The sequence below is a fragment of the Flavobacterium davisii genome, assembly GCF_042182265.1.
Taxonomy (GTDB): Bacteria; Bacteroidota; Bacteroidia; order Flavobacteriales; family Flavobacteriaceae; genus Flavobacterium; species Flavobacterium davisii.
On sequence record NZ_CP097869.1, the window covers coordinates 1,332,657 to 1,348,904 of the forward strand.

Sequence of the window (16,248 nt, forward strand, 5' to 3'; positions counted from 1 at the left end):
TTGGTTTGATTTGCTAATATATGTTTTTTTATTTATTGAAGTGCTAGTGCATAATTCACGAAACAAACTTTTATCTTTGCATAATGAATGAAAATTTGAATCCTAATAAAGAACGTTTTACACCGCAAGAGATGGATGTTGAGCGTGCCTTACGCCCGTTAAGTTTTGAAGATTTTGCTGGTCAGGATCAGGTATTAGAAAATTTGAAAGTATTTGTTAAAGCAGCTAATCTTAGAGGAGATGCTTTAGATCATACTCTTTTTCATGGACCACCTGGATTAGGAAAAACAACATTAGCCAACATATTGGCTAATGAACTGGGAGTTGGAATAAAAATTACCTCAGGACCTGTTTTGGATAAGCCAGGTGATCTGGCAGGATTGTTAACAAACTTAGAAGAACGTGATATATTATTTATAGATGAAATACATCGTTTAAGTCCAGTGGTAGAGGAATATTTGTATTCCGCCATGGAAGATTATAAAATAGATATCATGATCGAAAGTGGACCCAACGCGCGATCTGTGCAGATAGGTTTAAATCCTTTTACTTTAGTAGGAGCTACTACTCGTTCAGGTTTACTCACCTCTCCTATGAGAGCCCGTTTCGGAATTCAATCAAGATTACAATATTACAATACAGAATTATTAACAACCATTGTCCAACGTAGTGCTTCTATTTTAGGAACGCCTATTTCTATGGAGGCCGCTATTGAAGTAGCTGGGCGTAGTAGAGGAACACCTCGTATTGCCAATGCTTTATTAAGAAGAGTACGTGATTTTGCTCAAATTAAAGGAAATGGAACTATAGATATAGAAATAGCTCGATATTCTTTAAAAGCTTTAAACGTGGATGCACATGGTTTAGATGAAATGGATAATAAAATTCTAACCACTATTATTGATAAGTTTAAAGGAGGTCCAGTTGGAATCAGTACATTAGCAACTGCGGTATCCGATAGTGGCGAAACGATAGAAGAAGTATATGAACCATTTTTGATTCAAGAAGGATTCATAGTTAGAACCCCGAGAGGACGTGAGGTAACAGAAAAGGCATATAAACATCTTGGTCGTACTCGTATGAGGTCACAAGGAGAGTTATTCTAGTAAATTTTTTCAAAAATATTGGCTTGATTAATAATAAAGAAAAATACACCCAGTTAATAAAATCCGAGTCGTTACGACTCGGATTTCTTTCCTGTGGGATTTCTAAAGCTGATTTTTTAAAAGAAGAAGCACCTCGTTTAGAAAAATGGTTGAAAAAAGGGATGAACGGCCAAATGGGGTATATGGAAAACCATTTTGACAAACGATTAGATCCTAGGTTATTAGTTGAAGGGGCTAAAAGTGTTATTTCTTTAGTACTTAATTATTACCCGTCTGAAATTCAAAATCAAGATTCGTACAAAATCTCTAAGTACGCCTATGGTGAAGATTATCATTTTGTAATAAAAGATAAACTAAAAGACTTACTTCGCTTTATTCAAACAGAAATAGGAGAAGTGGATGGACGTGTATTTGTAGATTCAGCCCCCGTATTAGATAAAGCGTGGGCTGCTAAAAGTGGTTTAGGATGGATAGGGAAAAATAGTAACTTGATTACAAAACAAGTAGGTTCTTTCTATTTCATTGCTGAAATTATTTTAGATTTAGAGTTAGAATATGATTTGCCAACAACAGATCATTGTGGTAAATGTACCGCCTGTATAGATGCTTGCCCTACAAAAGCTATCATACAACCCTATGTAGTCGATGGTAGTAAATGTATTTCCTACTTTACAATTGAATTAAAAGATCAAATACCACAAGAAATGAAAGGCAAATTTGATGATTGGATGTTTGGATGTGATGTATGTCAGGATGTATGCCCATGGAATCGTTTTGCAAAACCGAATGCAATAGATGCCTTTACACCTAATCCAGATTTAATACATTTTACTAAGGAAGATTGGAGAGAAATTACAGAAGATGTGTTTAAAAAAATATTTAAAAATTCAGCCGTTAAGCGAACTAAAATCAATGGATTAAAAAGGAATATTCTATTTTTAGATGATTAATTTAGTTAAAAAATTTCATTCTTTTCTTTCAACACTTATCTTTGCCAGTTCATTAAAAGGCAAAAAAATATGTCAGACGATAAAAAAAGAAGAGAAGCTCTATTGTACCATGCAAAACCACAGCCTGGTAAAATTAAAGTGGTTCCGACTAAAAAATATGCTACCCAACGTGATTTGTCTTTAGCATATTCTCCAGGTGTGGCCGAACCTTGTATTGAAATTTCTAAAGACATAGATAAAGTATATAAATATACAGCAAAAGGGAATCTAGTAGCTGTAATTTCTAATGGTACCGCTGTTTTAGGTCTTGGCGATATAGGACCAGAAGCATCCAAACCCGTTATGGAAGGGAAAGCTTTATTGTTTAAAATTTTTTCTGATATAGATGTTTTTGATATAGAAGTAGATGCTACGGATATTGACAAGTTTGTAGATACAGTAAAAGCAATAGCTCCTACTTTTGGAGGAATTAATTTAGAAGACATAAAAGCTCCTGAATCTTTTGAAATAGAAAGACGTTTAGTAGAAGAACTAAATATACCCGTGATGCACGATGATCAACACGGAACCGCTATCATTTCATCAGCAGCATTATTAAACGCGCTAGAATTAGCAAACAAAGATATTAGTAAAATTAAATTAGTAGTATCTGGGGCTGGTTCAGCTGCATTGGCTTGTGCTAATTTGTACGTGGCATTAGGAGTAAAGGTTGAAAATATCTTTATGTTTGATGTAAACGGATTATTAGTGTCAAGTAGAGAAGATATTTCTAATCTTCAAAGGAAATATGCTAAAGATATGTCTGCTCAAACCTTAGCAGAAGTTATTGTAGGAGCCGATATGTTTTTAGGATTATCAGCAGGAAATGTCCTAAAACCCGAAATGTTATTAACCATGGCTGAAAATCCAATCGTTTTTGCTATGGCTAATCCAGTACCTGAAATAGATTATAATCTAGCTATCAGTACCCGAGAAGATATTATTATGGCAACAGGACGTTCCGATTATCCAAATCAGGTTAATAACGTTTTAGGATTTCCCTATATTTTCCGTGGAGCACTAGATGTTAGAGCAACTAAAATAAACGAAGCCATGAAAATGGCAGCAGTAAAAGCATTAGCCTGTTTAGCCAAGCAACCTGTACCTGAACAAGTGAATGTTGCTTATGGAGAAACTAAATTAGTCTTTGGTCGTGATTATATTATTCCAAAACCATTTGATCCACGATTAATAGCCGAGGTTGCTCCAGCCGTAGCAAAAGCAGCAATAGATAGTGGAGTGGCACAACAACCTATAACAGATTGGGATAAATACCGAAATGAATTATTAGATAGATTAGGATCTGATAACAAAATGGTACGTATGTTAGCTAACCGTGCTAAAACAAATCCTAAAAAAGTGGTTTTTGCAGAGGCAGACCATTTAGATGTGTTAAAGGCAGCACAAATTGTATTTGAAGAAGGAATTGGGATGCCTATTTTGTTAGGGAATAAAGAAATTATCCTAGAGCTGAAAGAAGAATTAGGTTTTGATGCAGAAGTTGAAATTATTGATCCCAAAACAAAAGAAGAAGAAGAACGTAAAAATAGATTTGCTCAAAAATATTGGGAAACCCGTCGTAGAAGAGGAATTACACTTTTAGATGCTCAAAAATGGATGCGTGAACGTAACTATTTTGCCGCTATGATGATTAATGAAGGAGAGGCAGATGCCTTAGTTACGGGGTATTCAAGAAGTTATCCATCGGTAGTAAAGCCTATAATGGAGTTGATAGGGAAAGGAGCTGGTGTAAGTAGAATTGCAACCACTAATTTAATGATGACTGCAAGAGGACCTATGTTCCTAGCAGATACAGCCATTAATCCTAATCCAACCGCAGAAGATTTAGCTAAAATTGCACTTATGACAGCTCGAACAATTAAACTGTTTGGAATGGAACCTGTAATGGCCATGGTGTCTTTTTCTAACTTTGGTTCTTCAAAAGATGAGAGTGCTTCTAAAGTACGTGAAGCAGTAGCTTATTTACACACACATCATCCCGATTTAATTGTAGATGGTGAAATTCAAACAGATTTTGCATTAAATCCTGAAATGTTGAAGAGTAAATTCCCATTCTCTAAATTAGCAGGACAAAAAGTAAATACCCTTGTGTTTCCTAATCTAGAATCAGCCAATATTACCTATAAAATGTTGAAAGAACTATATAAGGTAGAGTCAATAGGACCTATAATGTTAGGTTTAGATAAACCAGTACATATTTTTCAGTTAGGAGCTAGTGTTGAAGAGATGGTTAACATGGCAACCATAGCAGTTATAGATGCTCAAGAAAAAGAGAAAAGACACAGAGTTCAAAAATAAACCTCTGAATTTCTTAATACGCTTATCATTAAATAATTCCACTCAATAAAATTACTATATTTGGAAGGAATAATAAAAGAAGCATGATTGCACACATACAAGGAAAATTAGTAGAAAAAAACCCTACCGACGTTGTAATTGACTGCAACGGGGTAGGGTATTTAGTTCATATATCTTTACATACATACGGTTTATTGCCATCCAATGATTTTATAAAACTATATACCTACTTACAGATAAAAGAAGATAGTCATTCTTTATATGGATTTATAGAAAAATCAGAAAGAGAAATCTTTAAATTACTTATTTCTGTATCAGGTATTGGTGCTAATACAGCAAGAACGATGCTTTCTTCATTAGAACCCAAACAAATTATAAATGCCTTAGCCTCTGAAAACGTAGCAACCATCCAATCTATAAAAGGAATTGGTATTAAAACAGCTCAAAGAGCCATAATTGAATTAAAAGATAAAGTGTTAAAAATCTATGAAATAGATGAAGTTTCATTGATTCCAAACAATACAAATAAAGATGAAGCGTTATCTGCTTTAGAAGTGCTTGGTTTTGTTAGAAAATCTGCCGAAAAAGTAGTTGAAAAAATTATTGCCTCTACACCAGAAGCTACTGTAGAAAATATTATAAAACAAGCTTTAAAAAATTTATAAACATTGAAAGATAATTTTTCTCCCCCATTTAATTTATTATTTAAAAACAGTTTCTATATACTGTTTTTCTTTGTTTTAAATAGCCTCTATTCGCAAGAAGTAAAAGATACGTTAAAAGGATATCAAAAAGGAAAGATGGAATTGCCAGATCCTAAAAGTATTCTAGAAGCTTATACATACGATCCTGTAACAGATCGTTACATCTATACAAAATCTTTTGAAGGATTTACAATAGATTATCCTATTGTATTAACCCCTGATGAGTATCAAAAATTGATACAAAAAGAAGCCATTCGAAAATATTTCAAAGAAAAAGTAGATGCAGTAGCAGGACAAAAGAAAAATTCAGAAGAAAAGAAAAGAGATTTATTACCTCGATATTATATCCGTTCAGGACTCTTTGAATCTATTTTTGGAAGTAATACAATTGATATTAAACCAACAGGAAGTGTAGAAATAGATCTTGGTATGCGTTACTCTAAACAAGATAATCCTGCCTTCTCACCACGAAATAGAAGCAATTTTAATTTTGATTTTGATCAACGTATTAGCATGAGTTTAATGGGGCAAGTAGGAACTCGTCTTCGCGTTAATGTTAATTATGATACAGAATCAACTTTTGCTTTTCAAAATTTAATTAAGTTGCAATATACACCTACAGAAGATGATATTCTTCAAAAAATAGAAGTAGGAAATGTTAGTATGCCATTGAGCAATAGTTTAATCAGAGGAGCCCAGAGCTTATTTGGTTTTAAAACAGAACTAAAATTTGGTAAAACGACCTTTACAGGTGTCTTTTCTGAACAAAAATCACAAACCAGAACCGTAACGGCACAAGGAGGAGGACTCATTCAAAATTTTGATATGTTTGCGTTAGATTATGATGCCGATCGTCATTTCTTTTTATCACAATTTTTCAGAAACAATTATGATCGAGCATTAGAAACTTATCCCGTAATTAATTCAAGAATACAAATCACTCGTTTAGAAGTTTGGGTTACCAATAGACAAAATAGAATTAATACAGGAGTAGAAGGAAATAATCTTCGAAATATAGTAGCACTTGCTGATTTGGGAGAAGCTCAAAGTACTAAACTATCCAATGATGAAATAATAGGATTAAATCCAATTCCAACTGATTTTTTTAAAACCTTACCCGATACACCTGTAGATAACGCTAATAATGCCTTTAATCCTAAAAAGATAGGAGGAGTAGGGAGTTTGTTAAATGATGCTATACGAGATGTTTCAAATGTTTCAACTGGTTTCAATGGTTTAAATACAAGAGAAGGAGTTGACTATTCTAAATTAGAAAACGCACGTAAATTAAATTCCAATGAATATACATATCATCCACAACTCGGATATATTTCGTTAAATCAACGATTAACGAATGATGAAGTACTAGCTGTTGCTTACCAATATACAGAAGGAGATAAAGTTTATCAAGTTGGAGAATTTGGTAATGATGGCGTTACTTCTTCCACGGTAGGTACAAATGATATACCTGTTACCAAAGCCTTAGTTCTAAAATTATTAAAACCCAACTTAAATAATGTAGATAAACCCATTTGGAATTTAATGATGAAAAACGTTTATCAAATTCCAGGAGCCTATCAACTAGAAAAAACAGATTTTAAATTTAATATATTATATACAGACCCTTCACCTATAAATTATATTACCCTAGGTACTCCTTTACCTTTAAGAGGTGATATATCCAATCAACCCCTTCTAAAAGTATTTGATTTGGATAAATTAGATTTTTATAATGATCCTAATGGTGGAGATGGCTTTTTTGATTTTTTACCAGGATTAACAATAGATACACAAAATGCCCGTATTATATTTACTAAAGTAGAACCTTTTGGGAAATCTTTATTTGAAAAATTAGTTTCTAATAATGTTACTGAAAAATATAACGATGAAAGTTCCTATAACTCGAATCAAAAAAAATATGTTTACACCAGTCTATATAGAAAAACACAAGCAGCAGCCTTACAAAACAGTGAAAAAAACAAGTTCCAATTAAAAGGTAAATTTAAATCAACAGGAGGAGATGGAATTTCTCTAGGTGCTATAAATGTACCTAGAGGATCTGTTGTCGTAACAGCAGGAGGAAGAGTTTTACAAGAAGGAGTCGATTATACCGTAAATTATCAAGCAGGACGTGTACAAATTTTAGACCCTTCATTACAAGCTTCTGGTACCCCCATTCAAGTATCAGTTGAAAATAACTCAGTCTTTGGGCAGCAAACAAGACGTTATATGGGATTTAATATCGAGCATAAATTTTCTGATAAATTTCAAATTAATGGAACTCTAATTAATATGTCCGAACGTCCTTTTACACAAAAGACAAATTATGGACAAGAATCAGTAAATAATACAATGTTTGGTATTAATGGTAACTTTTCAACTGAAGTACCCTTTTTTACAAGATTAGTTAATAAATTACCTAACATAGATACAGATGTGCCGTCTAATTTGTCCTTTAGAGGTGAATTAGCCTATTTAATGCCAGGCACTTCCAAAATTGATCGCTTTAATGGCGAATCTACCGTTTATGTAGATGATTTCGAAGGATCCCAATCCACCATTGATATGCGTGCTCCCCAATCATGGAGTTTAGCCAGCGTTCCTGATGAATTTCAAGATAAATCAAGTGCCAATAATTTGAGCTATGGTTTTAACAGAGCTAAATTATCTTGGTATAGCATAGACCCTATATTTTATACAAATCAAAGACCAGCAGGAATTAGTGACAATGATGTTTTAGCATACGATACAAGACGTGTTTATCTAGACGAACTATATCCACAAACTAGTATTGCTATAGGTGATTCTAGAGTTGTAAATACTTTAGATTTAACTTATTATCCGAAAGAAAGAGGGCCCTATAATTTTAATCCAGCAGCACTAAATAATCAAATGCCTGATCCTACAAAATCTTTTGCAGGTATTATGCGTCCCATTACCACCACTAATTTTGAACAAGCGAACGTTGAATATATTCAATTTTGGGTATTAGATCCCTATTATAAAAACATTAATGGAGTATCTCCTGCTAATACAGGAAAAATTACAATTCACTTAGGGGATGTATCAGAAGACGTTTTAAAAGATGGTAAAAAAATGTACGAAAATGGATTGCCAGGATTAGGTTCTGATCAAAAAACCTTACCTTCTCAATGGGGTAAAGTTCCTGCCAATCAATCGCTTATATATACTTTTGATTCAAATAATAACAATAGAATATTACAAGACGTGGGACTTAATGGCTTAAATGATGCCGAAGAACGAATAAAATTTCCTGATTTTGCTAATCAAGAAGATCCCGCAATGGATAACTATCAGTATTATTTAAATACTTCAGGAGGAATTGTTACTCGATACAAAAAATACAATGGAACAGAAATGAATTCACCTGTTGATGTTACAGATAGCAATAGGGGAAATTCTACAATTCCGGATGTTGAGGATATTAACAGAGATAATACCATGAATACAGTAGAAGGGTATTATAAATTTGAAATTGATATAAAACCCAATGTAAAACCAGGGGATAAATATGTAGTAAGCGAGCGTATAGATGATGACCGCGATTTAGGAGGAGGACAAAAAACCAGTGTACGTTGGATACAATACAAAATTCCGATAACAGAAGGAGTGGCTATAGGAGGTATTTCAGATACCCGATCAATTCGTTTTATGCGTATGTTAGTTAACGGGTTTAGTAATCAAATTACTTTGCGTTTCGGAGCTTTAGATCTAGTTAGGGGTGATTGGAGACGCTATGCAGGGCAATTAACAAACATAACAGATCCTAATACTAATTTTGAAGTGCAAAGTATTAATATAGAGGAAAATGCACAGCGAAGTCCAATACCGTATGTTTTACCACCGAATGTAAAAAGAGAACAAATTAATAATAATAATACAATAATTAATCAAAACGAGCAATCATTAGTACTGCGCGTAGGTTCTGCAAATGATGAATCCAAAGGATTAGTAGATGGCGATGCAAAAGCGGTATTTAAAAACGTTAGCGTTGATATGCGTCAATACAAACGCTTGAAAATGTTTTTACATTCAGAATCCTTACTTAAATCGGACGATTTAAAAGATAAAGAATTAAGTGCCTTTGTTCGTTTTGGAAATGATTTTACCAATAACTTTTATGAAATTGAAGTTCCATTAAAAATAACTCCTTTTGGAAATACAGGAACAGAAACTATTTGGCCTACTGAAAATGAAATTAATTTAGCACTTTCAGCATTAGGGAAATTAAAATTAGAGAGTTTTAAAGCAGATCCTCAATTTATTGATCTTGTAGATAAATCGTATGTTAGAGAAGCTACAGTGTATGATAGTGGTGCGACTGCTGGTATCAAAATTCGTGTAAAAGGAAATCCAAATATTGGTTATGTACGTACACTAATGGTAGGACTTAAAAATCCTAAAGGAGGGGTAACCACTTCAAAAGTTAGAGGAGAAGTTTGGTTTAACGAATTGCGTTTAGCGGAAATGGATGAATCTGGAGGTATGGCAGCAGTTGCAAGCTTAGATACCAATATGGCCGATTTTTTAACATTATCCGCCACTGGACGTATGGGAACCATTGGTTTTGGATCTATAGAACAAAAACCAAATGAAAGAAGTCGAGAAGATATGTGGCAATATGATGTTGTAACAAATGTTAGTTTAGGCAAGTTATTGCCTAAAAAATGGGGTGTTAATTTACCATTTAATTATGCAATAGGGGAACAAACTATTACACCAGAATATGATCCATTATACCAAGACTTAAAGTTAAAAGACGTTTTAGCAGCAGCGCAAACAGAAGAAGAAAAAGACGCTGTAAGAAAAAGATCTGAAAATTTTACTAAGAGAAGAAGTATTAATTTCATTGGAGTAAAAAAAGAACGATCACCCGAACAAAAACCCCATATTTATGATGTAGAGAACCTAACGCTATCGTATTCCTATAATGAGATGAAACATCGTGATTTTGAAGTTCAAAATGTTTTAGATCAACAAATACGCACGACAGCTGATTATGCCTATGCGTTTAAAAGCAAAACCGTTGAGCCTTTTAAACAAACAGCCTTCATGAAAAAAAGTACTTATTGGAAATGGTTGAGTGATTTTAATTTTAATTTGCTACCATCTAATATAAACTTTAGTTCATCCATTCTTCGTCAATTCAATAGACAACAATTTCGTCAAGTAGATCAAAGTATCGTAGCAGGTGTTGAACCTCTGTATCGTAAAAACTACCTATTTAATTATAATTATGGTTTTAATTTTAATTTAACACGTTCGTTTAAGATAAATTATACAGCTACAACAGGTAATATTGTTAGAACCAATTTACTTAATCAAAATGGAGATTCTCAAAAACCAGAATATACCGTTTGGGATGATTTCTGGAATGTAGGAGAACCCAATCAACATAATCAACAAATTACCGCTAATTATACTTTGCCTATAGAAAAAATCCCCGTTTTTTCTTTTATAAAATCAGATTATACTTATACAGGAAATTATTCTTGGAATAGAGGATCCGATGCTATGCGAAATTTTTATCCAGATAAATTAGCAAATCCAACATTGGTCTATGATTTAGGTAATACAATACAAAATGCTAATACACATAAACTAAATACAAGCTTTTCACTAACCAATTTTTATAAATATATTGGATTAGTTAAGTTTTCCGAAAGGAGTAAACAACCTGCTAAGCCTGTTGTGCCCATAACAGCTCCTAAACCTGGAGAAAAAATTGTGGCAAAACCAAAGGAAAAAGTACTAAAACAAAACGTATTTTTAGACGGTTTAATAGGTGTTGCTACAGCTATTAAAAATGTACAAGTGAATTATTCAGAAACTAACGGAACTTTATTACCTGGGTATCTGCCTTCCATAGGATTTTTAGGTTCCTCAAGACCTTCTTTAGGTTTTGTTTTTGGAATGCAAGATGAAGTGCGTTTTGAAGCCGCTAAAAACGGTTGGTTGACTAATTATGATAAGTTTAACCAAAATTTCACAAAAGTAAATACCAAACAAATACAAGCAAACGCAAAGCTAGAACCATTTGCTGATTTAACAATTGATTTAGTAGCAGACCGTACTATTTCTAGTAATTACAGTGAACAATTTATAGTAAAAGACGGTAACTATAATTCATTATCACCTTATCAAACAGGAAATTTTTCAGTTAGTACACTAATGATAGGTACAGCGTTTGCAACAAGTGATGAAAATGGATCTAACGCTTTTGAAGCATTTAGAAATGGAAGAAAAGAAGTAGCCCAACGTTTAGCTCAACAACGCGCATCTTATGATCCTTTATATGATCCATCTCAACTTGACATAGATGGATTTCCTAAAGGATACGGTAAAAATAGCCAGCAAGTATTATTACCTGCTTTCTTAGCAGCCTATACTTCGGATTTTAGAAGTTCATCTAATGTTCCTTTAAACTTTAACAGATTGTTGCCTTTGCCAAATTGGAATCTAAAATATACAGGTTTAATGCGCTACAAATTCTTTAAAGATCGTTTTAGAAGTTTTAGTATACAACACAGCTATAAATCAGCTTATACCCTAAATTCATATCGTTCAAATTTTGAATACGATAAAAATCCAAATGGAGTTGATGTATCTGGAAATTATTACAGTTCTACTCTTATTGGAAATGTAAACCTAACAGAACAGTTTAGCCCTTTATTACGACTAGATATTCAAATGAAAAACTCGTTAAAATTTATAGCAGAAATGAAAAAAGATCGAACACTTTCTTTAAGTTTTGATAATAATTTGCTTACTGAGTTAAAAGGACAGGAATACATACTAGGTATTGGATACCGTATTAAAGATGTAACAATTCGTTCACGACTGGCAGATAACAATACAGGTGTTGTTAAAAGCGATATTAATTTACGAGGGGATATCTCTTTTAGAAACAATAAAACTATAGTGAGAAATATAGATTATAATAATAATCAATTAGGAGGAGGGCAAAATATTATAACAGCTAAACTTTCTGGAGATTATAAATTTTCTACCAATTTAACCACTTTGTTTTATTTTGATTATAATTTTAATAGAGCCGTCATATCAACTTCTTTTCCTATTACCAATATTAGAGCTGGTTTTACTTTGCGTTACACATTAGGTAATTAATTTTTTAAGAATATGATTTTGATATTATTTTAATAATTATATTTTTGTATCATAAATAATAAAAAACAATGAACATACCAACTAATTTAAAGTACACTAAAGATCACGAATGGGTGAGTATTGAAGGTGATATTGCTACAGTAGGAATCACAGATTTTGCTCAAAAAGAGCTAGGTGATATTGTATACGTAGAGGTTGATACTTTAGACCAAACACTTGCTAAAGATGAAGTTTTTGGAACAGTAGAAGCCGTAAAAACAGTTTCAGATTTATTTTTACCATTATCAGGAGAAATTATAGAGTTTAATGAAGAATTAGAGTCGAATCCTGAATTAGTAAATTCAGATCCTTATGGTGCTGCTTGGATGATTAAAGTAAAAATTTCAGAAATTGCTGAGATAGAAGGATTGTTGTCAAGTGAAGATTATAAAGATCTTATTGGAGCCTAAAAAAACAACTATTTGGTTGGCTTTGTGTTGGACTTGTTTAATCCTTTTTTTAAGTTTTAAAGCACCAGCACTAAATCCTAAATATACTTTTCCAAATGAAGACAAAGTAGTACATTTTACATTCTACTTTGTCTTTGTTTTTTTATGGGCTAGATACCTATTAAAAAATAGAGGTTTAAATCTAAAAAAAATGATGATTTTAATATTGATTGCTATACTAATTAGCGTCTTAATTGAAATAGGACAAGAGTTTTTAACAACAAATCGTTCCGCTGAAATTGAAGACATTATAGCAAATAGTTTAGGTGCTACAAGTTCCGCTGTTTTCTTCTATCGTTTTTTTAAGAAATAAAATGATTAAAAGCAGTTTGTGCTTGATCAAGATTTTTTATTTTTATCAAAAAATAAATAAATATGGATGTTAGAGAATATTTAGATTCTACTTACTTAAAAAAGGCAGAACAAGCAGGACTTACTTATGAAGACAATACAGATAAAGTTATACAAACTATAAAAGAAGCTATAAATGATCGCTTTAAATTAGTGATGATTCGTCCAGAGTATGTAAGTACAGCCAGAAAAATAATTGATGAACAAAATTCAGAAGTACTCATCGGTACAGTTATTGATTTTCCTTTTGGAGCCGCTTCAGTACATTCAAAAATAGAAGAAGCTAAAGAAGCAATTCGTGACGGAGTAGATGAATTAGATTACGTTGTAAACTATGAAGCTTTCAAAAAAGGAGAAACAGAACTTATAAAAGAAGAAATCACCTTGTGTACCCAATTAGGCCTTTCCAATAATAAAGCAGTCAAATTTATTATTGAAGTAGCCGCTTTAACAGATGAAAATATTATTCAAATTTCTAGTTTAATTCGTAATACTATCGTCGAAAAATTTGATGAATCAGACTTTCATAGAGTTTTTGTAAAGTCCTCTACCGGTTTTTATCCCACAACTGATGGAAAACCCAATGGAGCAACAGTTCATACAATCAAACTAATGTTAGAAAATTCCTCCCCACTTCCTGTAAAAGCAGCTGGAGGAGTTAGAAATATAGATGAAGCAAAAGAAATGATTGAATTAGGAGTAAAAAGAATAGGAACCTCTTCCGCTAAAGCTATAGTTGAAGGATTATCTACTACAGGTACTTATTAATCAAATTTATAGATGAGAATTTTATTAACTCTTTTGTTTATAATGAATTCATGTTTAGCTCAAGAAACAAAGCATGAAATCTTTCCCGTTTTTCCTCAATGTGTTCAGAAATCAGAATCAGAACTAGAAAAATGTTTTCATTTTCAATTAGAAGATTTTGTATATAAAAATTTTAAAATGCCTTCAGAATTAACAACAGATAATTATTCAGGAAAAATAATTACACTGTTTGAAGTAGATACCGAAGGACATTTTAAAATAATTTATGTTGATGCTTTGTATCCTGAACTAATTGCAGAAACCAAAAGAGTTTTTAATTCTTTGCCTATTATAGTTCCTGCCACTTATAATGGTATACCAACCTATTCTAAGTTTACATTTACAATGGTTTACCCTTTTTTAAAAGGAAAACCATTAGAGAAAAAGAAAGAAAAAGATATTGTAGAAAACTTTCAGGAAAATCCAACAGAATTACAAAATATAGAAGCAGAATATAAAAAATTCAATAATCCACAGTTTAAAAGCAATTTAAATATTCCGTTTTCACATAGTTATTATGCTAATTTTGATGGTTATATGAATCAAATAGGAAGTAATAGCCATACAGCATCAAAACCCTTAACATATAAAGAAGTAGCACGTTATTATGATTTCGATAAAACCAATCAAAAACTCTTAATAGATAAAAAAAATTGGTGGGGGCGCAAACTTTTTAATGAAAATCTAGTAGCCATCCAAGGTAAAGATTATTGGTTTACCATGAATCCTATTTGGGATTTACGTTTAGGTAAAACATCACCAGAAAAAGCAGGATATACTTATAATAATACACGAGCTATACAATTACAAGGCGGACTAGGAGAAAATTTAAGCTTTACTTCCTCTATTTTTGAAAGCCAAGGCTTTTTTGCCGATTATTATAATCGTTTAGCTATTTCTCAAAAACCATCAGGAGGTAATCCCGCAATAATTCCAGGAACAGGAATTGCTAAGGATTTTAGAGGAAATCAATTTGATTTTCCATCTGCTGAGGCAATTATTTCCTATTCATCTTCCGATCATCTAAATATTCAATTAGGATATAGCCGTAATTTTATAGGAGATGGTTATCGCTCTTTGTTAGAAGGAGATGCAGCAAGTCCCTATCCATTTGTAAAAATCAATACAAGTTTTTGGAAAATTAAATATACCAATACTTATATGTGGTTAAAAGATGTGCGTCCAGAAGTAACAACAGAAAAAACTTATGCAACTAAATATATGGCCAATCATTATTTGAGTTGGAACGCATCGAAACGTTTAAATATCGGTTTTTTTGAATCTGTTGTCTGGTCTAATACAAATAATAGAGGATTTGATTTAAACTTTGTAAATCCAATTATATTTTATCGTTCTGTAGAATTTACTTCTTCCTCTAAAAGCGGTAATGCAGCCATAGGTTTGACAGCTAAATATAAATGGACCAGTCGTTTTAATACCTATGGACAACTATTTATTGATGAATTTGCTGTGGGAGATGTTTTTAGAGGAGAAAATAGTTGGCGAAATAAGATGGCTTATCAGTTAGGAGCAAAATATTATAATGCTTTTGGTTTGAAAAATTTATATTTACAAACAGAAATAAATATTGTTCGACCTTATGTATATTCACATAGTGAAGTAATTACCAATTATGGTCATAATAATCAAAATATGGGACATAATTGGGGATCAAATATAAATGAAATTGTAGCAATTGCTCGTTACACAAGAGGACGATTGTTTTCCGAAGCCAAATTTAATTTTGGTTTACGAGGTTTCGATTATGATACCGTAACAGATAAAAAAAATTATGGTTCTAATATATACAAAGATTATGATTTAGATCGTTCCGCTGATAAAGGAGTTGTTGTCGGACAAGGAAATAAAACTAAAATAATAATTGCAGACCTAAATGTTGGTTATTTATTAAATCCAAGTACTAATCTAAAACTGTTTGCTAATTTTATATATCGCTCATTTAGACCAACAGTAAACACCTCTCAAGTTTTTAGTGAAAACACGGCTTGGTTTTCTTTAGGTTTGCGTTCCGACGTATTCAATTGGTATTTTGATTACTAAAACATTCCTAAAATTACAATCATTTTTTATATTAGAAAATAATTGTAATAACTCTATTTGAAGTAAATTTTATATAAAAATATTTGCGTTCTCTTTTTTGAATTCAAAGATTAATTGCTTAGTCAATTTTCTTTTTTTACCCAGATTTCAAGAAAGTATTGTTCTTTGACAAATGAGAGCTAACTTGCACTTGCGAGCAAAGCCTATGTATAAAATGGTGAATTTATCCCCTCCCAGATTTTGGCTGAAATGTAAAAAGGCTTCCATTTGGAAG

At 32.2% G+C, this 16,248-nt stretch carries 9 protein-coding genes; all 9 read left to right on the forward strand.

Annotation, left to right across the window (positions count from 1 at the left end; genetic code table 11):
• The first annotated feature begins 83 nt into the window (after window positions 1-83).
• The 9 genes from ruvB to NAB20_RS05620 all read left to right on the forward strand — a co-directional run bounded on the left by ruvB (window position 84) and on the right by NAB20_RS05620 (window position 15,974).
• Window positions 84-1,106, forward strand: a complete 1,023-nt coding sequence (gene ruvB / locus NAB20_RS05580; protein WP_375605669.1) for a Holliday junction branch migration DNA helicase RuvB — start codon at window positions 84-86, stop codon at window positions 1,104-1,106.
• Between the two features lie 23 nt (window positions 1,107-1,129).
• Window positions 1,130-2,056 carry a tRNA epoxyqueuosine(34) reductase QueG gene (gene queG / locus NAB20_RS05585; protein ID WP_105195512.1) on the forward strand — a complete coding sequence of 309 codons (927 nt, stop codon included), beginning with the start codon at window positions 1,130-1,132 and terminating at the stop codon, window positions 2,054-2,056.
• Between the two features lie 69 nt (window positions 2,057-2,125).
• Complete coding sequence (locus NAB20_RS05590; protein WP_127823518.1) at window positions 2,126-4,414, forward strand: NADP-dependent malic enzyme; 2,289 nt, start codon at window positions 2,126-2,128, stop codon at window positions 4,412-4,414.
• Window positions 4,415-4,497: 83 nt separating this feature from the next.
• A complete protein-coding gene (ruvA, locus tag NAB20_RS05595) occupies window positions 4,498-5,079 on the forward strand; it encodes a Holliday junction branch migration protein RuvA (RefSeq protein ID WP_088390498.1) in 582 nt (193 codons plus the stop codon).
• Window positions 5,080-5,082: 3 nt separating this feature from the next.
• Window positions 5,083-12,267 carry a cell surface protein SprA gene (sprA, locus tag NAB20_RS05600; RefSeq protein ID WP_375605670.1) on the forward strand — a complete coding sequence of 2,395 codons (7,185 nt, stop codon included), beginning with the start codon at window positions 5,083-5,085 and terminating at the stop codon, window positions 12,265-12,267.
• Between the two features lie 68 nt (window positions 12,268-12,335).
• Entirely contained in the window at window positions 12,336-12,716 is a 381-nt protein-coding gene (gene gcvH / locus NAB20_RS05605) for a glycine cleavage system protein GcvH (RefSeq protein WP_105195509.1), read from the forward strand.
• A complete protein-coding gene (locus NAB20_RS05610; protein ID WP_088390492.1) occupies window positions 12,685-13,068 on the forward strand; it encodes a VanZ family protein in 384 nt (127 codons plus the stop codon). Before gcvH ends, NAB20_RS05610 begins: the two co-directional genes overlap by 32 nt.
• Window positions 13,069-13,130: 62 nt before the next feature.
• Window positions 13,131-13,874, forward strand: a complete 744-nt coding sequence (gene deoC / locus NAB20_RS05615) for a deoxyribose-phosphate aldolase (RefSeq protein ID WP_088390490.1) — start codon at window positions 13,131-13,133, stop codon at window positions 13,872-13,874.
• A gap of 12 nt (window positions 13,875-13,886) precedes the next feature.
• Window positions 13,887-15,974 carry a gliding motility protein RemB gene (locus NAB20_RS05620; RefSeq protein WP_105195508.1) on the forward strand — a complete coding sequence of 696 codons (2,088 nt, stop codon included), beginning with the start codon at window positions 13,887-13,889 and terminating at the stop codon, window positions 15,972-15,974.
• The last annotated feature ends 274 nt before the right edge of the window (window positions 15,975-16,248 follow it).